29 protein-coding genes are annotated in these 26,170 nt (G+C 50.6%); 23 read left to right on the top strand and 6 right to left on the bottom strand.

The window, feature by feature from the left end; translation table 11 throughout:
• The first annotated feature begins 34 nt into the window (after positions 1 to 34).
• The 22 genes from P1U47_RS10770 to P1U47_RS10875 all read left to right on the top strand — a co-directional run bounded on the left by P1U47_RS10770 (position 35) and on the right by P1U47_RS10875 (position 19,146).
• Positions 35 to 985 carry an acetyl-CoA carboxylase carboxyltransferase subunit alpha gene (locus tag P1U47_RS10770; protein WP_301028879.1) on the top strand — a complete coding sequence of 317 codons (951 nt, stop codon included), beginning with the start codon at positions 35 to 37 and terminating at the stop codon, positions 983 to 985.
• A 37-nt stretch (positions 986 to 1,022) separates the two neighbouring features.
• Positions 1,023 to 2,360: a tRNA lysidine(34) synthetase TilS gene (gene tilS / locus P1U47_RS10775; RefSeq protein WP_301028880.1), complete on the top strand. Its 1,338-nt coding sequence runs from the start codon at positions 1,023 to 1,025 to the stop codon at positions 2,358 to 2,360.
• 47 nt (positions 2,361 to 2,407) lie between these two features.
• Entirely contained in the window at positions 2,408 to 3,250 is an 843-nt protein-coding gene (gene trmJ, locus P1U47_RS10780) for a tRNA (cytosine(32)/uridine(32)-2'-O)-methyltransferase TrmJ (RefSeq protein WP_301028881.1), read from the top strand.
• Between the two features lie 111 nt (positions 3,251 to 3,361).
• Complete coding sequence (locus tag P1U47_RS10785; protein WP_301028882.1) at positions 3,362 to 3,838, top strand: Fe-S cluster assembly transcription factor; 477 nt, start codon at positions 3,362 to 3,364, stop codon at positions 3,836 to 3,838.
• 49 nt (positions 3,839 to 3,887) lie between these two features.
• Positions 3,888 to 5,102 carry an IscS subfamily cysteine desulfurase gene (locus tag P1U47_RS10790; RefSeq protein ID WP_301028883.1) on the top strand — a complete coding sequence of 405 codons (1,215 nt, stop codon included), beginning with the start codon at positions 3,888 to 3,890 and terminating at the stop codon, positions 5,100 to 5,102.
• Positions 5,103 to 5,128: 26 nt separating this feature from the next.
• The gene (gene iscU / locus P1U47_RS10795; protein ID WP_008248899.1) at positions 5,129 to 5,515 is read left to right on the top strand and encodes a Fe-S cluster assembly scaffold IscU; all 387 of its coding nucleotides are present in this window, start codon (positions 5,129 to 5,131) and stop codon (positions 5,513 to 5,515) included.
• Positions 5,516 to 5,550: 35 nt separating this feature from the next.
• A complete protein-coding gene (iscA, locus tag P1U47_RS10800; RefSeq protein WP_008248901.1) occupies positions 5,551 to 5,874 on the top strand; it encodes an iron-sulfur cluster assembly protein IscA in 324 nt (107 codons plus the stop codon).
• Positions 5,875 to 5,899: 25 nt separating this feature from the next.
• Complete coding sequence (gene hscB, locus P1U47_RS10805; protein WP_301028885.1) at positions 5,900 to 6,439, top strand: Fe-S protein assembly co-chaperone HscB; 540 nt, start codon at positions 5,900 to 5,902, stop codon at positions 6,437 to 6,439.
• Positions 6,440 to 6,478: 39 nt separating this feature from the next.
• Complete coding sequence (hscA, locus tag P1U47_RS10810) at positions 6,479 to 8,338, top strand: Fe-S protein assembly chaperone HscA (RefSeq protein ID WP_301028887.1); 1,860 nt, start codon at positions 6,479 to 6,481, stop codon at positions 8,336 to 8,338.
• Positions 8,339 to 8,348: 10 nt separating this feature from the next.
• Positions 8,349 to 8,687: an ISC system 2Fe-2S type ferredoxin gene (gene fdx, locus P1U47_RS10815; RefSeq protein ID WP_301028889.1), complete on the top strand. Its 339-nt coding sequence runs from the start codon at positions 8,349 to 8,351 to the stop codon at positions 8,685 to 8,687.
• Positions 8,688 to 8,723: 36 nt separating this feature from the next.
• Positions 8,724 to 8,924 carry a Fe-S cluster assembly protein IscX gene (gene iscX, locus P1U47_RS10820; RefSeq protein WP_008248906.1) on the top strand — a complete coding sequence of 67 codons (201 nt, stop codon included), beginning with the start codon at positions 8,724 to 8,726 and terminating at the stop codon, positions 8,922 to 8,924.
• Positions 8,925 to 9,111: 187 nt separating this feature from the next.
• Entirely contained in the window at positions 9,112 to 9,540 is a 429-nt protein-coding gene (gene ndk, locus P1U47_RS10825) for a nucleoside-diphosphate kinase (protein ID WP_301028891.1), read from the top strand.
• A 30-nt stretch (positions 9,541 to 9,570) separates the two neighbouring features.
• Positions 9,571 to 10,737 carry a 23S rRNA (adenine(2503)-C(2))-methyltransferase RlmN gene (gene rlmN / locus P1U47_RS10830; protein ID WP_301028893.1) on the top strand — a complete coding sequence of 389 codons (1,167 nt, stop codon included), beginning with the start codon at positions 9,571 to 9,573 and terminating at the stop codon, positions 10,735 to 10,737.
• A gap of 22 nt (positions 10,738 to 10,759) precedes the next feature.
• Positions 10,760 to 11,560: a type IV pilus biogenesis/stability protein PilW gene (pilW, locus tag P1U47_RS10835; protein ID WP_301028894.1), complete on the top strand. Its 801-nt coding sequence runs from the start codon at positions 10,760 to 10,762 to the stop codon at positions 11,558 to 11,560.
• Between the two features lie 9 nt (positions 11,561 to 11,569).
• Positions 11,570 to 12,361, top strand: coding sequence for a RodZ domain-containing protein (locus P1U47_RS10840; RefSeq protein WP_301028895.1), 792 nt, complete (start codon positions 11,570 to 11,572; stop codon positions 12,359 to 12,361).
• Positions 12,358 to 13,470, top strand: coding sequence for a flavodoxin-dependent (E)-4-hydroxy-3-methylbut-2-enyl-diphosphate synthase (gene ispG / locus P1U47_RS10845; protein WP_301028897.1), 1,113 nt, complete (start codon positions 12,358 to 12,360; stop codon positions 13,468 to 13,470). The genes P1U47_RS10840 and ispG overlap by 4 nt, the downstream gene beginning before the upstream one ends.
• Before the next feature lie 53 nt (positions 13,471 to 13,523).
• Positions 13,524 to 14,801: a histidine--tRNA ligase gene (gene hisS, locus P1U47_RS10850; protein WP_301028898.1), complete on the top strand. Its 1,278-nt coding sequence runs from the start codon at positions 13,524 to 13,526 to the stop codon at positions 14,799 to 14,801.
• Between the two features lie 81 nt (positions 14,802 to 14,882).
• On the top strand, positions 14,883 to 15,560 hold the full coding sequence (locus P1U47_RS10855; RefSeq protein ID WP_301028899.1) for a tetratricopeptide repeat protein: 678 nt from the start codon (positions 14,883 to 14,885) through the stop codon (positions 15,558 to 15,560).
• Complete coding sequence (gene bamB, locus P1U47_RS10860; protein ID WP_301028900.1) at positions 15,560 to 16,711, top strand: outer membrane protein assembly factor BamB; 1,152 nt, start codon at positions 15,560 to 15,562, stop codon at positions 16,709 to 16,711. The genes P1U47_RS10855 and bamB overlap by 1 nt, the downstream gene beginning before the upstream one ends.
• Positions 16,712 to 16,762: 51 nt before the next feature.
• Positions 16,763 to 18,172 (top strand): ribosome biogenesis GTPase Der, encoded by a 1,410-nt coding sequence (der, locus tag P1U47_RS10865; protein WP_301028901.1) that lies wholly within the window; start codon positions 16,763 to 16,765, stop codon positions 18,170 to 18,172.
• Between the two features lie 75 nt (positions 18,173 to 18,247).
• Positions 18,248 to 18,664 carry a group III truncated hemoglobin gene (locus P1U47_RS10870; protein ID WP_301028902.1) on the top strand — a complete coding sequence of 139 codons (417 nt, stop codon included), beginning with the start codon at positions 18,248 to 18,250 and terminating at the stop codon, positions 18,662 to 18,664.
• 95 nt (positions 18,665 to 18,759) lie between these two features.
• Positions 18,760 to 19,146 carry a tautomerase family protein gene (locus P1U47_RS10875; protein ID WP_301028903.1) on the top strand — a complete coding sequence of 129 codons (387 nt, stop codon included), beginning with the start codon at positions 18,760 to 18,762 and terminating at the stop codon, positions 19,144 to 19,146.
• 28 nt (positions 19,147 to 19,174) lie between these two features.
• On the opposite strand, the gene P1U47_RS10880 is transcribed toward P1U47_RS10875, so the two are convergent.
• Positions 19,175 to 19,585: a YbaN family protein gene (locus tag P1U47_RS10880; RefSeq protein WP_301028904.1), complete on the bottom strand. Its 411-nt coding sequence runs from the start codon at positions 19,583 to 19,585 to the stop codon at positions 19,175 to 19,177.
• A gap of 225 nt (positions 19,586 to 19,810) precedes the next feature.
• On the opposite strand from P1U47_RS10880, the gene P1U47_RS10885 reads away from it, so the two are divergent.
• Positions 19,811 to 21,439 (top strand): acyl-CoA synthetase, encoded by a 1,629-nt coding sequence (locus P1U47_RS10885; RefSeq protein ID WP_301028905.1) that lies wholly within the window; start codon positions 19,811 to 19,813, stop codon positions 21,437 to 21,439.
• A gap of 22 nt (positions 21,440 to 21,461) precedes the next feature.
• Here the strand turns inward: P1U47_RS10885 and P1U47_RS10890 are convergent, their stop codons facing one another.
• From P1U47_RS10890 to P1U47_RS10910, 5 genes are all read right to left on the bottom strand, one after another.
• A complete protein-coding gene (locus P1U47_RS10890; RefSeq protein ID WP_301028907.1) occupies positions 21,462 to 22,616 on the bottom strand; it encodes a hypothetical protein in 1,155 nt (384 codons plus the stop codon).
• Between the two features lie 142 nt (positions 22,617 to 22,758).
• Positions 22,759 to 23,202: a hypothetical protein gene (locus P1U47_RS10895; RefSeq protein ID WP_301028908.1), complete on the bottom strand. Its 444-nt coding sequence runs from the start codon at positions 23,200 to 23,202 to the stop codon at positions 22,759 to 22,761.
• A gap of 293 nt (positions 23,203 to 23,495) precedes the next feature.
• Complete coding sequence (locus P1U47_RS10900) at positions 23,496 to 24,353, bottom strand: acyl-CoA thioesterase II (protein WP_301028909.1); 858 nt, start codon at positions 24,351 to 24,353, stop codon at positions 23,496 to 23,498.
• A gap of 66 nt (positions 24,354 to 24,419) precedes the next feature.
• Entirely contained in the window at positions 24,420 to 24,869 is a 450-nt protein-coding gene (locus P1U47_RS10905; protein ID WP_301028910.1) for a thioesterase family protein, read from the bottom strand.
• Complete coding sequence (locus P1U47_RS10910; protein ID WP_301028912.1) at positions 24,866 to 26,017, bottom strand: iron-containing alcohol dehydrogenase; 1,152 nt, start codon at positions 26,015 to 26,017, stop codon at positions 24,866 to 24,868. The genes P1U47_RS10905 and P1U47_RS10910 overlap by 4 nt, the downstream gene beginning before the upstream one ends.
• Positions 26,018 to 26,170: the final 153 nt, after the last annotated feature.

Here is a 26,170-nt window from a genome sequence, read left to right on the forward strand (position 1 = left end):
CCTCACTAACAACGACAAGTGAATAAAGAGAACAATGAATCCCAACTACCTTGATTTTGAACAACCTATTGCAGAGCTGGAAGCCAAGATTGAAGAGCTACAGCTGGTCGGCAGCGATAATGACCTGAATATTAGTGAAGAAATCACTAAACTTCGGGAAAAAAGCAGCAAACTGACTGAGAAGATTTTTTCTAATTTGACGCCGTGGAATGTCGTGAAAATTGCCCGACACCCAATGCGCCCCTATGCGCTGGATTATATTCGCCGGATTTTTACCGATTTTGACGAGCTGCACGGCGACCGTCATTTTGGCGACGATCCAGCGATTGTTGGCGGTATCGGTAAAATCAACGGTATGCCGGTAATGGTCATTGGCCAAGAAAAAGGCCGCGGCGTTACCGAGAAGGTAAAACGTAATTTTGGTATGCCCAAGCCAGAGGGCTATCGCAAGGCTCTGCGCCTAATGGAATTGGCCGAGCGTTATAAGCTGCCAATTGTGACCTTGATTGACACCCCTGGGGCCTACCCTGGAATAGACAGTGAAGAGCGCGGCATCAGTGAGGCTATCGCCCAGAACTTGGCAGTAATGTCACGTCTGAAAACCCCAATTGTGTGTATCGTAATTGGCGAAGGTAGCTCTGGCGGGGCCTTGGGTATTGGTGTTGGCGATCACATTGCCATGCTGCAATACTCAACCTACTTCGTTATTTCGCCAGAAGGCTGCGCCAATATTATTTGGAAAAGCACCGAGTTTGCGCCCGATGCCGCCGAGGCAATGGGTTTAACCTCAACCATTCTTGAAGAGCTGGGTATTGTTGATGCCACGATCCCCGAGCCCCAAGGTGGCGCCCACCGCGATATCGACAGCAGTGCCGAGCGCGTGCGCGAGCATCTCGTGGCGCAGATCAAGCGCTTACAAGCCCTGCCTGAAAAAGAGCTGTTAGAAATCCGCTATGATCGCCTGATGTCTTACGGCACCAGCTGATTAAGGTACTTTTATGGTGAGGGGGGCGGAGTCGGCAATGGCGGAGCTGCTACCTCTCATCGCAAAATCACTGGCGCCGTATTTGAGTCGGCGGGTTTGGTGGCTGGCCTTTAGCGGTGGCCTAGATTCTCAAGTTTTACTGCATTTAGTTTGGCGTTTGCGCGAGCGTGCGCGCTCCAGCAATACCCCCTTTCCAGAAATTCGCGCTATTCACATTAATCACCAATTGCAGGCGGCTTCGGCGGCGTGGGCAGCGCAATGTGAGCAGCAGTGCGCCGTTTACCATATTCCGTTTACCTTGAAAGTTGTGAATATTGAAGGCCGTCGTCGCGGCGTGGAAGATTTGGCGCGGGACGCCCGCTACCGAGAATTCGAGGCTGTTTTAAGCGGTGACGATTTACTGCTTTTGGCTCATCATCTCGATGATCAGGCCGAGACGCTGTTGCTGCGCTTGCTGCGCGGTGCTGGCGTAACGGGGCTGGCGGCAATGCCGGTAAGTCGCAGGTTGGGCGCGGGCGAGTTATATCGCCCATTGTTAACGACACCGCGTACTGAGCTGGAGGCCTATGCTGCGGCGCAGCAGTTAACGTGGCTTGACGATCCCAGTAACCTCGATACGCACTACCGTCGCAATTTTTTGCGCCAGCGAGTGCTGCCGCTGTTTGCACAACACTGGCCGGATTACCGCCAGAGCTTTGGTCGCGCCGCTGCTTTACAAACCGAAGCAGCGCAATTATTACACAGCTATATTAGCCAGGATCTAGTGAGTATGTGCGCCGAGGATGGTTCGCTCAATTTGCGGGCATTGGCGCTACTGTCGGAAATTCGCCAGCGTGCGGTACTGCGCCAATTCATTATAAACCGCAGTAATTTGGCGCTGTCGTCGGCGCAGCTTGAGACTATTGCATGGCAATTTCTTCATGCTGGTGACGATCGTCAGCCCCAATTTCGGCTTGCTGCAGGTGTTTTGTTGCGGGCTTATGATCAGCGCTTGTTTTGCGAGTTAGCCGTGACCGAGGCCCCAGTCCTGTTGCCAAGTGAGTTAACGTGGGATCTTGCGGAAGAGCTGCTTATTCCTGGTGTGGGGCGATTGTTTGCAATCCAAGGTGGTAGTTTTGTACCGACGGGGTCGGTGTCGATCAGGTTTCGCCGCGGCGGTGAGCGCTGTCGTTTGGCCGGTCACGCCCATCACCGACCGCTTAAAAAACTTCTGCAAGAGTGGCGGCTGCCGCCGTGGCAACGCGAGGTGCTGCCGCTAATCTATTGCGGCGACGAATTGGCGGCGGTTGCCGATCTCGCTATATGCGAGGGATTTAGCGCGGCGGCGGGTGAAGTGGGCTGGGCTATACACTGGGCGCCGGAGGCGCTGACCTAAAAGCTTAGGTCTGCTAGAATGTGCAGCTCGTAAAAAGAGTGCCAGCCATGACTACAGTCGAACAATCTCCAGCAAACTCTCTAGGCAGTCCCTTAGACAATATCCGCATTGTTCTCGTAAATACCTCTCACCCAGGTAATATCGGCGCGGTTGCTCGCGCTATGAAGAATATGTGCCTGAGTCAGCTTTATTTAGTTGAGCCGAAAAAATACCCCCACGATGAGGCGACTTGGCGAGCCGCCAGTGCCGACGACGTGCTGAATTCGGCGGTGGTATGCGCGACTTTAGACGAAGCCATTGCCGATTGTCAGTTAGTGATTGGCACCAGTGCCCGGGAGCGCACTGTGCCTTGGCCGCTGCTGGATCCGCGGCATTGCATGACGCGGGGCTATGCCGAGGCGGCCGCTGGCCACAAAATTGCGCTGGTGTTTGGTCGTGAAGATCGCGGTTTAACCAACGAAGAGCTGCAGCGCTGTAATTTACACGTTCATATTCCCGCTAACCCAGAATACAGCTCCTTGAATATCGCCATGGCGGTGCAGGTTTTGGCCTACGAAGTTCGTATGCAGCACCTTAGCGGCGAGCTTAATAATAATGATATGGCCGACTGGGATGTGCCGGTTGCCGGTGCTCAGGATTTAGAGCGCTATTTGGTTCATCTTGAGGAAACCCTGCGCGATATTAATTTTTTGCGTCCAGAGGCGCCCAAAAAATTAATGACCCGCCTGCGTCGTCTCTATCAACGGACTCGGCTGGACGAGATGGAGGTGAATATTTTGCGGGGTATTCTCACCTCGACCCAATATTGGGTGCGCAAAGCCAAAGTAGATACCGAGGCCAATGTAAATAGTGCTGCTGGGCCAAATAGTGGTGCTGACGGGGCAGAGTGATTATAATCACCGCTTCCCGCCGAGTTAAGTCCTACTAAATCCCTTGGTTATATAGTTGACCAATTTGCTTGGTTATTGCATAATTGCATCGTAGATTAAACGGGTATGGCTATGCGATTGACGACAAAAGGACGTTATGCCGTAACAGCAATGCTGGATTTGGCGCTGTACGGCGACCGCGGCCCCATCAGCTTGGCAGATGTGTCTAGTCGGCAGGATATTTCGCTGTCTTATCTGGAGCAGTTATTTGCCAAGTTGCGCCGCAAAGAACTGGTTTCCAGTAGTCGTGGGCCGGGTGGAGGTTATCGCCTGAGTCGCCCCAGTGAAGAAATATTTGTCGCCGATATTATTGATGCGGTAGACGAGCGGGTAGATGCCACTGGCTGCGCTGGCAGTAGTGACTGCCAGGATGGTCACACCTGCTTAACCCATAATTTGTGGACTGATTTAAGTGATCAGATCCACCATTTTTTAAGTGACATTAGTCTCGCCAGCTTAGTTGAGCGGCGCGATGTGCAATCAGTTTCGGCGCGTCAAATACAAAAGGCGCGCAGTGCGCAGTCAATCATTCTGACTGCGGTAGATTAGTCATTCGCTTGGTGCCGCTGGTAGCCGCATCAAGGTTTTGGAGAAGTGTATGCAATTGCCAATTTACTTAGATTATTCTGCCACTACGCCGGTCGACCCCCGTGTGGCCGAAAAGATGATGGCTTGTTTAACCACGACGGGTACCTTTGGTAATCCGGCGTCACGCTCACATATGTTTGGCTGGAAAGCGGAAGAAGCGGTCGAGAATGCCCGTCGCCAAGTGGCAGACCTGCTTAATGCCGACCCCCGCGAGATTGTTTGGACCTCCGGCGCGACCGAGTCAAATAACCTGGCTATTAAGGGCGCTGCGCATTTCTACAGCAAAAAAGGTAAGCACATTATTACCTCTAAAATCGAGCATAAAGCGGTGCTTGATACCTGTCGCCAATTAGAGCGCGAAGGTTTTGAAGTTACCTATTTAGACCCAACTGAAAAAGGTTTAATTACCGCTGATGCGATTTCGGCTGCGCTGCGCGACGACACAGTTTTGGTCAGCATAATGCACGCCAATAATGAAATTGGCACCATTAACGATGTTGCCGCGATTGGCGAAGTATGTCGTGCAAAAGGCGTGGTGTTTCATGTTGATGCGGCGCAAACCGCTGGCAAAATAGTCATCGATATGGCGACTATGAAGATCGATCTGCTCTCAATGTCAGCTCATAAAATGTACGGCCCCAAAGGCATTGGCGCGCTGTATGTAAGCCGCAAACCCCGTATTCGTTTAGAGGCCCAAATGCACGGTGGTGGTCACGAGCGCGGTATGCGTTCGGGTACGCTGCCAACCCACCAAATTGTGGGCATGGGCGCGGCCTGTGAACTTGGCCGTTTAGAAATGGCCCAAGACGCCGAGCATGCTTTGGCGCTGCGCAACCAGTTTTGGGACGGCCTCAAAGACATGGAACAGGTTTTTGTAAACGGTGACTTTGAGCAGCGTTTGCCAGGTAATTTGAATGTGAGCTTGGCCTTTGTTGAAGGCGAGTCGCTGATTATGTCGCTGAAAGATTTGGCGGTGTCATCGGGCTCAGCCTGTACCTCGGCGAGCTTAGAGCCGTCTTATGTACTGCGGGCGTTGGGCTTAAATGACGAGTTGGCGCACAGCTCACTGCGTTTTTCTTTTGGCCGCTTTACTACGGCAGAAGAAGTTGACTACGCGATTAAACAGGTACGCGCAGCAGTTGAAAAATTACGGGAATTGTCGCCCTTGTGGGATATGTATCAAGACGGCGTCGATTTAGACAGTATTGTATGGGCAGCTCACTAAGCTGCTCCGATTGAGAGGACGATATTATGGCATATAGCGAAAAAGTACTCGATCACTACGAGAATCCGCGCAATGTCGGTAAATTTGACGATAGCGCTGACGAAATTGGCACCGGCATGGTCGGTGCGCCGGCCTGCGGTGACGTAATGCGTCTGCAGATCAAGGTGAATGAGCAGGGTATTATTGAAGATGCCAAGTTTAAAACCTATGGTTGCGGATCAGCGATTGCGTCTAGCTCTTTGTTAACCGAGTGGGTTAAGGGTAAGACCCTTGACGAAGCTGCGCAGATTAAAAACACCGAAATCGCTCAAGAATTGGCACTGCCACCAGTGAAAATTCACTGTTCAGTGTTGGCCGAAGATGCGATCAAGGCCGCGGTTGCTGACTACCGTCAAAAACGCACCGTATCCTGAGTCGATAACTCGCATTAGATAGTAGGGGAGAGTGCATGCCAGTTTCAGTAAGCAGCGCAGCAGCTAGTCACATTAAAAAGCAAATGCTTGGCCGTGGCCGAGGTTTGGGAATTCGCATTGGTGTGCGGACTTCTGGCTGCTCCGGTATGGCCTATGTGTTGGAGTTTGTCGACGAACCCCAAGCCGAAGATCAGGTCTTTGAAAAAGATGGCGCTGCGGTGTATATCGACCCTAAAAGCATGGTTTATTTAGACGGCACCGAGTTGGACTTTGTTAAGGAAGGTCTCAATGAAGGCCTGAAATTTAACAACCCCAATGTGTCGGCTGAGTGTGGCTGCGGTGAGAGTTTCACCGTCTAGCGGCACTGCCGGCTGGCCAAAACTTATGTCTGTATTTAACCCCCAAGAAAATTACTTTGCGCTGTTGGGCGTGCCTCAGGCTTATGAAATTGAGGTTTCTGCCCTGACGAGCAGCTATCGCGCGCTGCAGCGCGAGGCGCATCCCGATCGTTTTGCCAATGGCTCTGAGCGCGAACTGCGTTTGGCGGTTCAGCAGTCCTCGTTTATCAATGAAGCTTACGAAACCTTGGTGTCGCCAACGCGGCGAGCTGCCTATTTACTGAAATTGGCGGGGGTGAATAGCGATATGTCCTCGACCACCTTTCAAGATCCCGAATTTTTGATGCAGCAAATGCAGTTGCGTGAAGAGTTGTCGGAATTGCAGGATGCCAAGGACCCTGAGCAGGCTCTTGATGTGTTTTATCGTGATCTTGATGGGGCGGCAAATAGCCAAAAAAGCGCGTTTTCGCAATCGTATAATCAACAGCAATTCGATTTGGCTTTGGCGGCCTACGCCAAGCTCCAGTTTTTAGAAAAACTGCGCAGTGAAGCCGAGCTTAAAGAGAGCGAATTGCTCGACTACTGATTAAAGGCGTGAAAATCGCCGGGAGTTCAGAAACCCCTTATGGCCTTGATGCAAATTTCAGAACCTGGACAAACCCCCGAGCCGCATCAGCGCAAGCTGGCGGTGGGTATTGATCTGGGCACCACCAACTCGCTGGTTGCTAGTGTGCGCAATGGCAACGCTGGCACCTTGGCAGACCTTGATGGCGAACATTTGCTGCCATCGGCGGTGTATTACCCCGAGACTGGTGTAACGGTGGTTGGCGCCTCAGCTTTAGCTGGAGCTAGTACTGATCCCCGCAATACCTTGTTGTCGGTAAAGCGCTTTATGGGCCGCTCTTTCGCGGATTGTGCTGCGGCGGCAGGGGCAAAAATGCTGCCTTACGAACTATTGGATCAAGGCCAAGATATGGTCAAAATCCGCACCCGCGCTGGCGATATATCGCCGGTGCAGGTGTCGGCTGAAATTTTGAAAAACCTTGCGCTGCGCGCGGAAGCAAGCTTGGGTGGTGAATTAACGGGCGCGGTTATTACCGTGCCGGCTTATTTTGATGACGCCCAGCGCCAAGCCACCAAAGATGCGGCCAAAATTGCCGGTATTCATGTGCTGCGCTTACTTAATGAGCCAACAGCGGCGGCGGTGGCCTACGGCCTAGATCAGCAAGATGAAATGGCCATTGCGGTTTTTGATTTGGGCGGTGGCACTTTTGACATTTCGGTATTGCAGCTCACCAAAGGGGTGTTCGCGGTGCTATCTACCGGCGGTGACTCGGCCTTGGGCGGCGATGATTTCGATCACGCCATTGCCGATTGGTTTGTGGCGGCGACGGGTTTGCAAGACCTCGATATGTTCCAGCAGCGCAGCTTACTGACAGCGGCGCGCAAGGCTAAAGAAGCCTTAAGCGACACTGATGCGGTTGAATTGGTGTTAGGCGATTTGAGCCAAAGCCTGAGTCGCGAGCAGTTTAACGCCTTGGTTGATCCTTTGATCGACACCGCGATTCGTGCCTGCAAACGCGCCTTGCGCGATGCTAAGTTGCGCAGCGAAGACATCGCTAATGTGGTGATGGTTGGCGGCTCCACGCGGGTGCCCCGTGTGCGTGAGCGAGTGGCGCAGTGGTTTGGTCGCGAGCCCTTAGTCGATCTCGATCCGGATCGGGTTGTTGCCTTGGGCGCGGCCCTGCAAGCCGATCAGTTAGTGGGTAATCGTAGCGGCGACGAAATGCTGCTGCTCGATGTGATCCCGCTGTCTTTGGGTATCGAGACCATGGGCGGCCTGACCGAGAAGGTGATTCACCGCAATACCACCATTCCCGTGGCGATGGCGCAGGAATTTACCACCTTTAAAGATGGTCAAACCGCCATGGCCATTCATGTGGTGCAAGGCGAGCGCGAGTTGGTTGAAGATTGCCGTTCACTGGCGCGCTTTGAATTGCAGGGTATTCCGCCGATGGTCGCGGGCGCAGCGCGTATTAAAGTAAAGTTTCAGGTTGATGCCGACGGTTTGTTGCAGGTATTTGCCACCGAAGAGAGCACGGGGGTCGAGAGTCATATTGCGGTTAAACCGGCCTACGGTTTGAATGACACCGATATTGCTGACATGCTCAAATCTTCTTGGGAGGCCGCCGCGACCGACAAAGACGCCCGTGCCCTGCGCGAGCAGCAAATAGAGGCTGAAGCCTTATTGCAGGCGCTATCGTCGGCCTTGTTGCAAGATGGCGAGGCCATGCTTAGCGAGACCGAGCAGCAAGATTTATTGGCGAAAATGGAAGTGCTGCATCACGAGCGTGAGCAGGGCAGTGTGGCCAGTATTGCCAAGCATATTGAAATTGTCGGCAAGGCCAGTGAGCTGTTTGCCGAGCGGCGCATGGATGCCAGTATTAACCAAGCACTCGCCGGCCGGCAAGTAGACGAATTGTAAGGAAGCCACGATGCCACGCATCATAATATTGCCAAACGAAGCACTGTGCCCAGAGGGCGACGTGATTGAGGCCGCCAGCGGTGAAACCATCTGCGACATTATGCTCGCCAATGGTATTAATATTGAACACGCCTGCGAAAAATCCTGTGCTTGCACCACCTGTCACGTGATTGTTCGCGAAGGCATAGATTCGCTGAATGAGGCCGACGAGCTTGAAGAAGATATGCTCGATAAGGCTTGGGGCTTAGAGCCTGATTCGCGCCTTAGCTGTCAGGCGGTGGTTAGCGATCGCGACTTGGTGGTCGAAATTCCCCGCTACACTATTAATATGGTGTCTGAACAACATTAATGGCCCGCAGGGCATAGGCTTAAAGAGAGGCTGGGTATGGGGCTGAAGTGGACAGATGTGCTGGATATTGGGATTGAATTGGCAGAGAAATTCCCCGATGTGGATCCAACGTACGTTAATTTCGTTGATTTGCGGCAGTGGGTGATTGAATTGGACGATTTCGACGACGACCCAAAACGCAGCGGTGAGAAGGTGCTTGAGGCGATTCAAACCGCGTGGCTTGACGAGCAAGACTAAAACGCCGGCGAGCAGTACAGGCTAATTCCGGCAGAAAAACCATTCTGCGCCGAAACCCATGCTATATCCTGCTGTCTGAGCCTCACTCGCGTACCTATTTGATGCTAATACGCGTATAATTCGACGATTTTTCGCGCTGGGTAAATTTTACCCGTTGTTATTGTTCTACTTTTTTGGAGAAAGACCGATGGGCGTTCAACGCACCCTTTCCATTGCCAAGCCAGATGCTGTTAGCAAAAACGTTATTGGTGAAATTTACAGCCGTTTTGAAAAAGCCGGTTTAAGCATTGTTGCTGCTAAAATGCTGCGTTTGAGCCGCGAGCAAGCTGAAGGTTTTTACGCTGAGCACAAAGGGCGTCCTTTCTTTCCCGCACTGATTGACTTCATGACCTCTGGTCCTGTGACTGTGCAGGTTTTAGAAGGCGAAGGCGCGGTACTTAAAAACCGCGATCTAATGGGCGCAACCAACCCCAAAGAAGCCGCAGCCGGCACTATTCGCGCTGATTTCGCTGAATCAATCGATGCCAACGCGGTACACGGTTCAGATTCAGAAGAATCTGCCGCCCGTGAAATTGCATTCTTTTTCGCTACCAGTGAGCTGTGCGACCGCGTTTAAGCACGTCCACACTCATTGCAGGGCACGATCATGGCAACAGAAATTCAAACCGAAACCACCGAACTTGTAGCGCAGCCCCGAGTGAATTTGCTCGGTATGTCGCGCAAGAATATGGAGGCTTACCTCAGCTCTATTGGTGAAAAGCCATTTCGTGCCCAGCAGATCCTCAAGTGGATACACCACTCGGGGATCGACAATTTTGATGACATGACCAATCTCGGCAAACCCTTGCGGGCCAAGCTCCAGGAGCTTGCCGAGATTCGTCCTCCGACCGTAGTAAAACAGCTTGACTCCATCGACGGCACCCGCAAATGGGCGGTTGAGGTGGGTGGCAATAACCTCGTTGAGACAGTATTAATCCCCGACGGTCAGCGCGGCACGCTATGCGTGTCTTCGCAGGTGGGTTGCAGCCTCGATTGCAGTTTTTGCGCAACGGGCAAACAGGGCTTTATGCGCGACCTTACCGCCTCGGAAATTATTGGTCAGGTATGGTTGGCGATTAAGTCCTACGACGGTTTTAATAACGGCAATAAACGTATTGTGACCAATGTGGTCATGATGGGCATGGGCGAGCCACTGTTGAATTTCGACAATGTGGTGGAGGCCATGAGCCTAATGCTAGATGATTTTGGCTACGGCTTGTCGAAACGCCGCGTTACCCTGAGTACCTCTGGGGTTGTGCCCATGCTCGACAAGTTGGGCGATGTATCCACGGTATCTCTGGCGATTTCACTGCATGCGCCAAACGATGAATTGCGCAGCCAGTTAGTACCCATCAACAAAAAATACCCAATTGCGGAATTACTCGCGGCCAGCAAGCGCTATATAGACAAGCAAGAAGACACCCACCGTGTTGTCACTATCGAATACACTTTGATCTCTGGGGTTAACGACAGCGTAGAGCACGCCAAAGAACTGGCTGAGGTGTTGCGGGACTTGCCCTGCAAAGTCAATTTAATTCCCTTTAATCCATTTTCGCTGTCTAACTATAAGCGGCCAAGCAATAATGCAGTAAATCGCTTTTGGTTGGTAATGACCGAGGCGGGCTACGTGACGACCGTGCGCACCCCGCGCGGTGATGATATTGATGCCGCATGTGGGCAATTGGCGGGTCAGGTTCAGGATCGTACCAAACGCAGTGAGCGTCATCGCCAAAAGGCCGAACTCGAACTAGCGCAGCCTATTCGCCTAGTTTAAATTTTATAAGGGAGCGTATTGCATGTCGTTGTTAAGAATAAAAGGCATCACCCTAAGCGCTCAGGTTTTGCTTGCCGTGTTGACGGTGACCGCATTACAAGCTTGCGTTACCACGACCAGTGACGGCTTTGCATCGAAAAAAGATGAGAAAAAGGCCTTTGACACTTCACTGCAATTGGCGCGCAACTATATTTCTCAAGGTAACTGGACTCAGGCCAAGCGCCATTTGCAGTACGTAGAAGAAAAAGACAAGAACAACCCCGAAACCTTAGAAGCATTGGCGCTGGTATTTCAAAATACCGGTGAACTGGAAATGGCTGAGAAATATTATCAGCGTTCAATTGCGACGGCGCCAAAGGTGTCGCGGGTCAGAAATAATTACGCGGCGTTTCTTTACGCGCGTGGTCGCTACGCCGAGGCGGCGAGTCAGCTTGAAGTGGTGGTGCAGGAGTTGCTGTACGAGAAGCGAGTAGAGGCCTTTGTAAATCTTGGTCGCTGCTATATGCAATTAAATGAGCTGCCTAAAGCAGAAGAGGCCTTTAAGCGCGCATTTCTAATGCAAGGCGATGATGCCAATGTGTTAATGTCACTGGCTGAAGTGTACTTTCGTATGGATCGTTTTGCTGAGGCCCAGCGTTATTACGACGCCTTTCGCAGTAAAAATCCCAATCAATCTGCAAGTGCTTTGTGGCTAGGAATTCGCTTAGCCGATAAATTTGATGACAAGAATACCCACGCAAGCTTTGCGTTGGCGCTTAAGAATTTATACCCTAAATCCGAAGAGTATTTACTGTATAAAGCCTACATAGAGCAAGGTCGTTAAGGATTAATCATGCCGGGAAATGAGCAATACTACCCGGGACCGCCGGGTTCAGTTCTGTACGATGCGCGTATTAGTGCGGGTAAAACCGTGCTTGAAACCGCTGAGGCGCTGAATTTACTCAATAGCTATGTTGAAGCGCTTGAGAATAATGACTACTCACGGTTTAACTCGCCACTCTTTGCGCGTGGTTATATTAAAAGCTATGCCCGCTACATGGGCTTGGACGAAGTACCACTGTTGAAAGATTGCGATCGAATTTGTCGGCGCGAAGAAGACAGCAAAGAACAGAAGCCCGCTCGACTTCAAGGGCAAGCGAAAGCGCCGGGACATGCTGGATTGATTTCGGCCTTATTGCTGTCCTTATTTATTTGGTGTCTCACCGTGTGGATTTATGGCGGGACCCCAGAACCAGAATTATCGGTTACGGTGTTGGCCGAGCGCATGGTACCGCTGAGTTTAATTCGTAGCGAACCCACTTTGGGTGAAGTATTACTGGGCGGAGAGAGTGGTGTACACAAAGTAGACGCGCCGACTAAGGCAATCGATGGCGGTGGCGCATTAGCGGCGTTGGAGTTTGAATTTAACGAGTCGGTATGGTTGGAATTACGCGACGCTCAAGACCAAATGGTAATAAGCGGCGTGCAAGAAAAAGGTGTAAAACTGGACTTTGAGGTACCGGGCCCAGTAACGATTAGTATGGCGTATTGGCCGGCAGTCGTCAGCCGTTACAATGGTAGGAAAGTAGAGTTGAGTGCTTTGGTAAATAGCAACGCAGTGCGTATACAGGTAGGTGAATTATGAAAATGGCCTCGCCGATAAAGCGTCGGGTTTCTCGGCAGATATATATCGGTAAAGTTGCTGTGGGTGGTGATGCGCCAATTTCTGTGCAGAGCATGACCAATACCGAAACCTGTGATGTTGCTGCCACTGTAGCTCAAATTAAACGCTTAGAAGCGGCGTGTGCTGATATTGTGCGGGTTTCTGTGCCCAGTATGGAAGCGGCGGAAGCGTTTCGCGAAATACGCAAGCAAGTGTCGGTGCCACTGGTCGCCGATATTCATTTTGACCATAAAATCGCGATTAAGGTTGCGGAGTACGGCGTAGATTGCCTGCGTATTAATCCAGGTAATATCGGCCGCGAAGATCGCGTGCGCGCGGTTATCGACGCCGCCAAATACCACAATATTCCGATTCGTATCGGGGTGAATGCCGGTTCTTTAGAAAAAGAACTACAGCGCAAATACGGCGAGCCAACCCCTGAGGCCTTGGTAGAATCCGCCATGCGCCATATCGATATTCTCGATAAATTGGATTTCCAAAATTTTAAGCTCAGCGTAAAAGCCTCTGACGTGTTTATGGCCGTTGCCGCATACCGCCAGATTGCCACCCAAATTGACCAGCCTCTGCACTTGGGAATTACCGAGGCGGGCGGCCTGCGTGGTGGCACGGTTAAATCGGCGGTGGGCTTAGGTCTGCTGCTAATGGACGGCATTGGCGACACTATTCGCGTGTCATTAGCCGCCGACCCAGTAGAAGAAGTGAAAGTTGGCTATGAGATTCTAAAGAGCCTCAAGCTGCGCACCAAGGGCATCAACTTTATTGCCTGCCCAAGCTGCTCGCGCCAGAATTTTGATGTTATTAGCACCATGAATGAGCTGGAAGCACGTCTTGACGACGTGACCATTCCCCTCGATGTGGCGGTGATTGGCTGTATCGTCAATGGTCCCGGCGAGGCTAAAGAGGCCGAAATCGGCCTGACCGGTGGCACGCCCAATAATTTGGTGTATGTGGCGGGCAAGCCCGATCACAAAGTAAAGAACGAAGGCTTGGTAGATCATCTCGAGAAATTAATTCGCGAAAAGATTGCCGTTAAAGCAGAACAGGAAAAAGACCTAATAGCACGCAGCTAAGGCTTTTCGCATTTATTTAGCAGTGCTGCGGCAGCGGCAAACAGGAATCAGTTTTGGCACGTATACAATCAATTAGGGGCATGAACGATATTCTGCCCACAGAAACGCCGTTGTGGCAGTATCTGGAAGGCCGCATTCGCGATGTGCTCAGTCGCTATGCCTATAGTGAAATTCGTTTCCCCATTGTTGAGCACACCGAGTTATTCAAACGCTCTATTGGCGAAGTAACCGATATTGTTGAAAAGGAAATGTACACCTTCGAAGATCGTAATGGCGACAGTCTAACCCTGCGTCCAGAGGGTACGGCCAGCTGTGTGCGGGCCTGCGACCAGAATGGTTTGTTGCATAATCAGATTCAACGCCTGTGGTATACCGGCCCCATGTTTCGGCACGAGCGCCCCCAAAAAGGTCGTCTGCGTCAATTTCACCAAGTTGGTGTAGAAACCTTTGGTATGACTGGGCCAGATATCGACGCTGAATTGATATTGCTCAGTGCGCGCTTGTGGCGAGAGCTTGGTATTACTGAGGCCCTGACCTTAGAGCTAAACAGTATTGGTAACGCCGAGTCCCGCGCCAATTATCGCCAGGCCTTAGTCGACTATTTGGCCGGCTTTAAAGACGAATTAGACGACGACAGCCTACGTCGGCTGGGTACGAATCCGCTGCGTATTCTCGACACCAAAGACCCCAAAACCAGAGAAATATTACTGGCTGCGCCGGTGCTGGCAGATTACCTCGACGATGTATCGCGCAATCATTTTCAGGGTTTGTGCGCGCGTCTTGACGCCGCCGGTATTCCCTATAAGCTCAACCCGCAGTTAGTGCGCGGGCTGGATTATTACGGTCTTACAGTGTTTGAATGGACTACCGATAAACTCGGCGCTCAAGGTACCGTGTGTGCCGGTGGTCGCTACGACGGTTTGGTTGAACAACTTGGTGGCAAGGCAACCCCCGCAGTGGGCTTTGCCATGGGTATCGAGCGGTTGTGCTTATTGCTAGAAACCTTAGCTGTTGTGCCCGAAATGCCGGCTTTGGCCGATGTATTTATTGTATCTGTGGGCGAGGGCGCTGAAATTGCAGCGCTGACGATTGCTGAACAATTACGTACCGCCTTGCCCAGTGCAAGGGTGCTGATAAATTGTGGCGGCGGCAGCTTTAAAAGTCAGTTTAAAAAGGCCGACAAAAGCGGCGCTGCAGTCGCGATTGTACTTGGCGAAGATGAATTGACTAAGGGCCAAGCAGCAGTTAAATCACTGCGCGGCGCGCAGAGTGAACAACAGTTAGTGGCCTTGGCCGATTTGCCTGACTACATTGGCAAACATTTTTTTTAATACCTTTTTAAGATAATTTTTTACATATTATTTTTTAAGAATCTATTTTTAAGGCACTGCCTACGTCGGAGAGGAAGTTAAGTGGAAACGTTTCGCACAGAAGAAGAACAAGTCGAAGCCATTAAAAGATGGTGGCAGGAAAACGGCAAGTCGACGGCTTTTGGTATTGCCCTAGCATTGGCGATTGTTTTTGGCTGGAAGGGTTGGCAGGGGCATGTTAAAGACCAAGCCGCTCAAGCGTCGAGTATCTTTGATAATTTAATGCTGGCAGACGCCGCTGTGCAACGCGACGGCACCAGCCGTGGCACCGCGCAGCATTTGGCTGACACCCTGAAAGATCAATACAGCAGTTCGAGCTACGGCCAATTCGCTGGCTTGTATAAAGCGAAATACGCAGTACAAGAAGGTAATTACGAGGCTGCGGCTAGCGAGCTAGAGTGGGTTCTGGCTCAACGCCCAGATGCTGCGCTAAAAGCACAAGCTCAAGTGCGCTTGGCGCAGGTGCATTTTGCATTGCAAGACAACGCTGCTGCACTGGTATTGTTAGGTGAGCTAGCTGATAGCGGCTACGCGGCGCAAGCGGCGGAATTGCGGGGCGATATTTTATTTGCTCAAGACGATAAAGCCGGTGCTTTGAGCGCGTATCAAGACGCTAAACGCCTGAGCCAAGCGCAAGAAATACCCAGCAATAACGCCTTGCTCGAGTTAAAAATCAACGATTTAAATATTGCCACTAATACTGCAGAAGGGGCTAAATAATGGCTTTACTACGCAAGCTCAGTCTCGTACTGGCTACGCTAATGGTTGTCGCCTGTGCCTCTGATCCAACGAGTCGCGATCCTGCCGAACTCACCGATTTTCAAGCGGAAAAAAAGCTGAAAGAATCCTGGTCCTATTCCTTGGGTGACGGCCAGGCGGAAGCGTTTCACCGCATAGCGCCAGTGATAGACGGCGATGAAATTTTTATCGCTTCATCTAACGGTAAAGTGGCGGCGCTAAATAAAAACACCGGTAAGAAAATCTGGAAAAAATCCCACGATTTGCGTATTTCCGGTGGCGTTGGCGTGTCGGGTACCATGTTGTTCCTTGGCACTTCAGATGGCGAAGTAGTCGCCCTAGACCGTCTGACCGGTAAAATTATTTGGACAACTCCCGTTAACAGCGAAGTGCTAAGCGCACCACAGAGTGATGGTGAGGTCGTTGTTGCTCAAACCTATAGCGGCGAAGTACACGGTTTTAGTGTGGCCGACGGTAAATTGTTGTGGAGCTACGCAGCGCAGGTGCCGCGCTTAACATTGCGCGGTACGAGTACCCCCCTAATCGTTCGCGGCGTAGTCATGGTTGGCTTTGCCAATGGCCGTGTTGTCGCTTTTGATATTGAAAATGGTGCTGTGCGCTGGGAACAGCGAATTTCCGTGCCCCAAGGTAGTACTGAGATAGAACGCTTGGTTGATGTTGATGGCCGACTATTGGTATTAGAAGATGGTCAAACCGTGGTGGCCACCGGCTATCAAGGTCAGGTTATGGGCATTGATATTGGCAGTGGTCGTCCGTTGTGGGTTAAAGAAACCTCGAGCTATGTAGGCGCGGCAAGTGCGTTGGGCAATATCTATGTAGTCGATGCCGATGGCAGCGTTAATGCACTCGATGGCAACGGCCAAGGTGCACGCTGGACACAGACGGTTTTGGCCCGTCGTGAATTGACCGAACCAGTCGCCTTTGACGGCGCGATTGGGGTAGGTGATTTTGAAGGCTATTTACATATGTTAGCCCAGGTTGATGGTCATTTATTGGCGCGTACCCGCGTTGATAGTGACGGCCTGCGCGCACCTATGATTGCCGATGGTAAATTATTGTATGTCTACGGAAATAGCGGCGAACTCGTCGCTTATAAACTGCAAGACCGTTAATTTTTGATACGTTTTATACCGGCTGTGTGCCGAGCAGAGTTGTAAAATATTATGGTTCCAGTAATCGCCTTGGTAGGCCGACCCAATGTTGGCAAATCAACTCTGTTTAACCGGCTCACAAAAAGCCGCGATGCATTGGTGGCTAATTTTCCCGGTCTCACTCGTGACCGTAAATACGGTGAGGCGAGCCACGGCAGCCGCCGCTATATTGTTATTGATACCGGCGGTATCAATGGCGATGAAGAGGGCATCAATGGGCCAATGGCGCAGCAGTCGATGCAGGCTATTGATGAGGCCGATGCGGTATTGCTCATGCTGGATTCTCGCGCTGGTTTAATGCCCGCCGATGAAGGCTTAATAAAGCATCTGCGCAGCTGCTCCAAGCCTGTGTTCTTTGTGGCCAATAAAGTCGACGGCGTTGATGCCGAAGTGGCCAAAGCAGAGTTTTACAAAACCGGCGCGGAGCATATCTACCCTCTAACAGCGACCCAAGGCAAAGGCGTGCGCGCCTTGATGGACGACGTGCTGGCCAAGTTTCCCCAAGAGGCGGAAGACAAGCAGGCGGCGCTGGCAACCGGTAAAAAAATTGCCGTGGTTGGCCGGCCGAATGTGGGTAAATCAACCTTGGTTAACCGCATGCTCGGTGAAGATCGGGTGGTGGTTTATGATCAGCCTGGCACCACCCGCGACAGTGTATATATTAACTACCAGCGCGAAGGTGAAGATTACACCCTGATTGATACCGCCGGTATTCGCAAGCGCAAACATATCTCGGAAGCGGTAGAAAAATTCTCTATTGTTAAAACCCTAAAGGCGATTGAAGACGCCAATGTTGTCATCCTAGTGATGGATGGTCGTGAGAGTATCGTCGATCAGGATTTGCATTTGCTTGGCCAGGTGGTCGATTCTGGTCGCGCAGTGGTGGTTGCCATCAATAAGTGGGACGGCCTCACCGCAGACCAGAAAAATCATATAAAAAGTGAGCTGGATCGGCGTTTGCAGTTTATTGATTTTGCCGAGATTCACTTTATCTCCGCGCTGCACGGCACCGGTGTTGGGCATCTTTACGAGTCAGTAGAGAAGGCCTATGAGTCGGCAACTCGGCAATTACAGACGCGTATGCTTACCACGATATTGGAAGGTGCGGTGCACGGCCACTCACCGCCAATGATCAATGGTCGCCGTATTAAATTGCGCTATGCCCATCCAGGCGGCCAGAACCCGCCCATTATCGTTATTCACGGTAATCAGACTGACAAAGTCCCTGGCAGCTACACCCGCTATTTAGAGAAAGTATTCCGTCATGAGTTAAAAATGATGGGTACGCCGATCAAAATTGAGTATAAAACCTCGGAAAACCCCTTCGAAGGCAAAAAAAATGTGCTGACCAAGCGCCAGGTTGAACACAAACAACGCTTGAAGAAGTTTACCGCGAAAAAATCCAGCAAGAAGAAAAAATAAGTCGCCTAGCGATTTTCCTGTTAAAAGCGGGTTTGAGGCGCGGGCCTCAAACCCTTGTTTACATCCAATTCTATTATGACTAATTCACCAAATAAGCCCGACCTTGACAGCCCCGCGCATATTGCGACGTTTGTTGAGGCCTTTTATGCGCGTCTGCTTGCAGATAAGCGCTTGGCGCCTATTTTTGTCGATATTGCCAATATCGATATTCGCGAGCATTTCCCTCGAATTCAAGCTTATTGGCAAAAATTGCTATTAGGCGACGACGCTTACCACCGTCACACCATGAATATTCATCGGCAATTACATAATAAGCAAAACCTGCTTGCCAGTGATTTTGAGCTTTGGCTGACGTACTTTACTGCAACCGCCGACGAGTATTTTTGCGGTGAGAAGACAGAGCGCGCTAAAGTTGTGGCAGCCCGTATTGCTGCAAATATGGCCAAGGCATTGGTCCATAATGTAACTGGGGAGTCATCTGCTAAGGATTAAGGCGCTGCTAGTTTCTTGTGCCGCGCTGGGTTAGTATTTCATTCGACATCGCAAGGATGCGGTGGTGCTGTAACAGGCTAATTGAAGGAATAATTATGATTGTAATCTACGGCATTAAGGAACAACTTAATCCGATAAAGGCTAAACTGTCTGATGTAATCCACGAGTGTTTGGTCGCGGTTCTGGGTATGCCCGACGGCAAGCGAGCGCATCGTTTTATTCCTTTAGAGCTCGATAATTTTTATTATCCGTCAGATCGTTCAGAGGCCTATACCGTCATTGAAATTAATATGATGGCTGGCCGCACAACAGCGACTAAAAAAGCCTTAATCAAGCACCTGTTTGAACGAATTAAAGCAGAGCTATTTATTTCCCCTGTCGACATTGAAATCACCATAAAAGAGCAGCCGGCCCATTGTTGGGGTTTCCGTGGAATGACTGGCGACGAAGTTACTGACTTGAGCTATTCAGTGAATATTTGAGTGTGCTAGGTGGGCGTTATTTTAACGCTCACTCTGATGTTGAGGTCTTGGTTGGCTCTGGTTGGCGAATAATATAGACCGAGACCAATCCGGCAATAATAATCATTGTTGCCGATAGCCAGACAATTTTCACAATGAGTAAAGCGCTGCTTAAAATCATAATCCACAAAAGGCTGAGAATAAGCACTTTGATACGTCGGGGAATACCCTCGCCGTTAAGGAAGTAGCGAATATACCTGCCCCACCAGCGGTGCTCGGTTAACCAAGTGTAAAAGCGCGGAGAGCTGCGTAGAAAACAAGCTGCGCTGAGCAATAAAAATGGGGAGGTGGGTACCACTGGAAGTAATAAACCGATCATGCCAAGCACAAAGGAAATCCAGCCAAGGCCGAATAAGGCATAGCGAATGATTGGATTGGGGTGTAGGTAGGGTGTTTTCATGCGGTGAGTCAAGCCCTCGCGCTGGTAGCGGCGTATTGATCCGTGGTTTGCTCTTACTCTAGAGTAAAGCCTAGGGCTTAGGCAAAGCCAAATGTTGAGATTTAGTCATATCAACGATTGACGCATTCATTTGTGTTAACTTTACAGCGTCAGGCGGCAATACTTGTTGCGCAAAATTGCCAATGTACGCTACTTTTTGTCTGGTAAATAATATGGAAATAGCTAATGGCTACGCATTTTAACCTAGCTGATTTGTTCGAAACAGTTGTCGATACGGTGCCTGCGAGGGAAGCGCTAGTGTGCGGCGATAGTCGCCTCAGTTTTGCCGAACTCGATGCCGGTGCCAATCAACTGGCACACTATTTGGCTGGGCAAGGGGTGAAGGCGGGTGATCACGTTGGCCTCTATATGTACAACGGTAATGAATACCTAGAAGCCATGCTAGCCTGCTTTAAAATTCGGGCGGTGCCAATCAATGTTAATTACCGCTATGTAAAAGCAGAGCTACTCTATATTTTTGATAATGCCGACATGGTGGCTTGCATTCATCATCGAGAATTTATCCCCGCAATTGCTGATGTGCGCGAGGACGCCAAAACGCTTAAAACCCTAGTGTCTGTAGACGACCACAGCGGCGCTGCATTAGCGATGACTGGGTCAGTGAATTATAAAGCGGCTAAAGCTGGTCAACGTAGCGACCGCAATTTTAGTGAGCGCTCCGGCGATGACTATTTTGTTATTTACACGGGTGGCACCACCGGTATGCCTAAGGGCGTTATGTGGCCGCATGAAGGTATTTTTTTTGCTGCGATGGGTGGTGGCGGTCACTTCTCGCCCCTGGGGCCATGTGAAAAGCCAGAGGATATTGCGAGTAGAATTACCGAGTGGCCAATGCGGGGGATCGCGCTAGCGCCATTGATACATGGCGCGTCATGGTGGTATGCGTGTATTCAGTTGTTGGCGGGCAATGCTTTAATTCTGAATCCTAATCGCTCCTTCGACGGCGCTGCGGTGTGGCAAATAGTGGCCGACGAGAAGGTGAATGCCCTACAGATCGTCGGCGATGCCATGGCTATTCCGCTATTAGAAGCCTTAGCCGAGAATCCAGATCGCTGGGATTTGTCCGCCGTGTTTAGCATCGGTTCCGGTGGTGCAATTTTCTCGGATGTTAAACAAGCGGCGTTCAAAGCGTATTTTCCCAATGTATTTCTTACCAATAGTTTTGGCTCCTCCGAAAGCGGTCAAATGGGTATGGATAATGGCAGTAAGAAAACCGCAGCGGGTTTGGGTAATGTTAGTCGCAGCGATTATATGGACGTTATTATTGTTGAGGAAAGTGCGCCGCGTCGCGCCGAACTAGGCGAAACTGGCATCTTTGCCCGCATTGGGTATACCTCGGCAGGCTATTACAAGGACCCAGTGAAAACCGCCGAGACCTTTGTTGAACTTGATGGCAAGCGCTACTTGCTCACTGGCGATGCTGCAAAACTTGAAGCAGACGGCTCAATTACCGTTTTGGGCCGAGGCAGCAATTGCATTAATAGCGGCGGTGAAAAGATTTTTCCCGAGGAAGTAGAAGGTGCATTAAAAGCCCATGCGGGTGTTTATGACGCCCTCGTCGTTGGCCTTGGCGACGAACGCTTTGGTAGCCGAGTTAGCGCTGTAATTCAGCCGCGACATGGTATAAACCTCGACTTAAGCACTATTCAGGAACATTGCCGAAAGCATATTGCCGGCTATAAAATTCCCCGCGAAATACACCTTATACAGGAGCTGCCCCGCGCACCGAGCGGCAAGCCAGACTACAATTTGGCGAGAGCTTATGCCGAAAGCGGTAAGGGTGCGGTGGGCTGATTTGGCGCGGCCTTTAATGCGACTAAAAGCGTTTTTCGGTAGTAAGCCGCCATTGATAATTAGATATATCGTCGCTGCGATCTAGCGGTTTAACTAAGTCCATGTGCAGCACGCCGTGGGCGCCTTCCTCTTTATTGCCGGTTCTGGTGGGCGAGAAGCGTAAGCCAATGCCCACGTCTTTAAGCCAACCGCTATTTCCTGCTGTCGTTGCTATGGCTGGGTCGTTGGTATCACCCCACGCGCGCCCAGCATCAAAAAACACCGCAGCGCCAGCGTGAAATAGCGAGAACCATTCTCGCTGCCCAAAAAAGTGTTGCTCCATGGTGAACAGAATTTTGCGGTCACCGGTTTGGTAGTGGCTGGGGTAGCCGCGCAGGCCGGTGTCGCCATCGAGTACAATATTGCTGTCTTGATAGAGCTTGTAACCTTTCATGCCCGATAATTGGGTTAGAAATTGACCGTTGCTCAGGTTTTTCCAATACCAAGACACCTCGCTCTCTAAGACGCTATTAACCAGGCCGGTATCGGTGTAGCGGCCATTAAACGCAATATTGTGTAAAATCATGTGGTGGTCATTAATTATCGTGCCGACGTTGTTTTCGGCCTGAATTATATATCCGTCGTCGTTAATACTTGATTTTACATAGCCAAAGCGCGCTCGAAATTGATTGCCGAGATTAAAATATTCTGCGCGATTTATTTGCCGCACATTGCTGGTTTTTATATAACCGTCGTGAATTTTTTGGTATTCAATCCACACGCTATCGTCTGATCGGTCTTCTGGTAAGGTACTTGTTGTTAGCGTATCCACACTTGCTGTGAATTGGTCTTCCTCCTTGCTAACCCCAAAAATTAAGCGGCGCGCGTATTCGCCGTCTACCGAGAAATCGTCAAGCCGGCGACCATAATTTACCGCGTTAACAATTTTACGGTGGCCATAGCTGGCAATCTTTTCACCGCCCACATAACTCGATTCAGACAGGGTGGTATCGTCGTGATTAATCTCACCAGTCCACTTGGTGCTTAAATCTAAAAAGGGCCTGTTAAGGGTGATACGCTTTTCGATGCCGTCGTCATTGTCTGAATAGCGCAGCCGCAGTTGACTATTGTAGGCGCCGGTATTGGGGTCGTGGTAATCAATAACACTGCCGGAGCGCTGCTCATTGCTAAAATGCATAATCGACACCGCTTTGCCGGTGCCGAGGAAATTACTGTCTTCAAAACCGTAGCTAGAATTGCTATTACCGCCAGAGCGAGAGAAGCTGATTTTGGGTTTTAAAGTCCAAACATCGCGGACCTCGACATTGACTGCCGCTTTGTTAGAACAGGGTATGCTTGCTTGCTTGTTCTACTTTGGCTTGATTGAGATAGCGGCGGGTATTAAGTGAACGCTCGCTGCTGTTTAGCAGGTTTTGATCTATGGGGCTGCCGACCTTGAAAAGTAAATCGTCGCGAATAACTTTTTTTCTTGTCGGAATATGCAGTCGGTTAGCCAGACGAAACAGCCAATTGCTTTCTTTTGGGTTGTTTTCGTCAAATATAGGTTTAACCACAATGTTTATAGAATCTATTTGTTGATTTTCGGTGGGTGGTGCGGCTGAATTTTGCGACTTACTGTGGGCGTTATTTTGATTATCTTTGTCGGTTAAACAGTCGATTTCTGTTGTGAAATTATTGCTAGTTTGGGCAATAGTGAGCGTGCTTACACTTAAACCAAAAGCAGTTAGTAGAATGAGTGCCGGAGTTTGGCGAGGCAGAAGCATAGCTAGCCCTTTTTGTTATTACCGCAATACCTGCAGGCTACACCGCTATTATTAAGTATTGCTTAAGAAATTTATGATATTTACTGCCTTCGCGGTTAACTGGTCGGTAAAATTAGCTATGCGTAAAAAAGCTGGGATAAGCGCAGCTGCTATACCTTAGCGTTAGTGCCGCCTGCTGCGCTGATGTGATCTGTCGGTCTCGCGTTGTAAACCCTGCAAGCACCGTAGAGGTTGTCGGTGGACAGCGGCTTTTTAGGTTTTGGCTTGAGGGAAATAGGCGGGGAGGGAGCGGCTTAAGCGCCGCGTTTTTTCCGCATAATGCCTTCTTGAGTGCTGCTGGCGACTAAGCGGCCAGCGCGATCATAAATTTTTCCGAGTACAAATCCCCGTCCGTTAGAGGCGCTGGGGCTTTCCATATCGTAGAGCAGCCAATCGTTAAAGTTGAAGGGTCGATGAAACCACATGCTGTGGTCAATGGTGGCCATACGCATGTCTTCGGTCATAAATAGAATGTTGTGCGGTTGGCTTGCGGTAGATAAAAAGAAAAAGTCCGAGGCGTAGGCTAGCAAGTAATTATGGATGCAGGGATTGGCGGGCAGTGGCCCATTGGGCCGCATCCACATGCGTTTGTTGGTGCTAACTTGGTCTGGGTCTTTATGGTTTGCGGCACGAAAATCGATGGCGCGCACCGCATTAAATTTTGGCAGCCACTCTTCGGGCGCCAGGCGGATTGCCTCTGCGGATAATTCTAACTCCTTGGGTAAATTGTCTGGTGGCGGCACTTCCGGCATAGCGCATTGGTGATCAAAGCCGTCGATATTCAACTGGAAGGAGCAGGTCATATAAAATATGGGCTGGCCGCGCTGCACTGCTTTTACTCGGCGGTTAGAGATAGTGCCGGCGTCTAGATTGCTCTCCACCTCAAAAATAATGGGGTAGTCGGGGTTTCCTGGTCGCAGAAAGTAAGAGTGAAATGAATGAATGTGGCGGTCGGGGTCAACCTGCTGGGCGGCGGCCGACAACGCTTGGGCAATGACTTGGCCGCCGTAGACTCTGCCCCAGTCGGTGGCTTCGGACTGGCCCCGATATAGATTCTCGTCAATCTTCTCTAAGGTGAGCAGGGCGATTAGTTGCTGTAAAGGATCAGACATAAAAATAGCTCCGTAAATTACCCTGCCAGCATACCAGTGAATGCGCTTTCATAAAGTAGTTTTCGCTCAGGTTGAAGTGCTTGGCATAAGTGCTTTTAGTACGTTGCGGATCAGCTCTGGGATTGGTACTGGGCGATTACTTTGGCGGTCAACATACACATGTACAAAGTGGCCTTTGGCGGCGGCATTTATGTCGTCGTTACGAAACAAAGCGGTTTCATAGCGCACACTGCTATTGCCTAAGTGAACGACTTTTAGGCCCACACTTACTTTGTCGGGAAAACTCACCGAGGAGAAATATTGGCACTGGGTTTCAATGACTAAGCCAATAGCGGGACTAGTCGCAATATCGAGTGCGCCGCTGGCAATCAAGTGCTGATTTACCGCGGTGTCAAAAAAGGAATAATAAATAACATTGTTTACGTGCTGATACACATCGTTGTCGTGCCAGCGGGTTTGGATTTCGCAAAAATGTGGGTAGTCCTCTCGACTGGGAAGTGCGGGTTTATCACTCACAAGGCCTCCTTATACAGCGCTATTGCGTCGTTTAATTGAATTTCGCGGGGGTTGTTAATTAGTAAACGGCTTTGTTTCATGGCGTCTTCCGCCAAAGCTGGAATGTTGCGCTTACTAATACCAACGTCCCTAAGACGGGTGGCAATACCCAGCTCTGCGGGCAGATTTTGCAAAAACTCAATGAGCATGGTGGCGCAGCGAAAACTGGTGCCGCTGGCTGCCGGATACACAACTTGAGCAAGTTCGGCATAGAGGGCTTCGGCTTCACTCATATTAAAGCGCAACACCGGTCCTAGCATTAATGAATTTGATAAGCCGTGGGGAACATGAAAGCGTGCGCCCACGGGATACGCCAAGGCGTGGACGCCGCCAACGGGGGCATTGGCAAATGCCATACCTGCCAAGCAGGCCCCCAGCAACATATTTTCCCTTGCCTGAATATTATTGGGGTGTTCGCAGGCGGTGTGAATATTGGCCGACAGCAAGCGTAGGGCATCTTTGGCAAGGGCGTCAGATATTGGGTTTTTTAGGCGTTTGCTGGTATAGGACTCAATGGCGTGCACCATTGCGTCAATGCCAGTGGCAGCGGTAACGGCTACCGGCAGCCCAAGCGTTAAGCGGGCATCGAGCAGCGCGATATCGGGAAGGAGAATTGGCGACACCACGCCTTTTTTTTCATTTTCACCGGTAGTAACAATGGCAATGGCGGTCACCTCCGAGCCTGTGCCAGCGGTGGTCGGAACCAGTATTAACGGTAGCCGTGGGCCTTGGGCTTGGTTGACACCATACACCTCTGCTAGCGATTGATCGCTGCCTGCAAGTAATGCAATCAATTTAGCCACGTCCATAGAGCTGCCACCGCCAAAGCCAATGATGCAGTCGGCATTGGCTGCCTTAGCAGCGGCGATACCGGCGTAAATGACGGACTCGGGTGGATCGGCAAGCACCTCAGAAAATATACTCACGGCGATCTGCTGTAGTTCAAAGTTGGCGAGGGCGCGGTCGAGTAGTTGCGCGCCGAGCACGCCAGAGTCAGTAACGATTAAGACCGATTTACAGTGCATAGCTTGCACTCGCGCAGCAAGATTAAGCGCTGCGTCGCGCTCTACAATAATAGATTTGGTGGTGTGAAACTCAAAAGTACTCATTGCTAGGCGCCCTCAACAGCGGGTGAATCATTATTATGGTGTGCCTGTTTATAGTGCTTTAAATGTTAGCGAGTTAATCTTAAAGCTGGTAGCTCAAATAATAGCGCTACGCTTTTGTGAACCATCTAAAGTATATCGGCAATGTGATTAGGG

The sequence above is a fragment of the Zhongshania sp. genome (assembly GCF_029212375.1).
Classification (GTDB): domain Bacteria; phylum Pseudomonadota; class Gammaproteobacteria; order Pseudomonadales; family Spongiibacteraceae; genus Spongiibacter.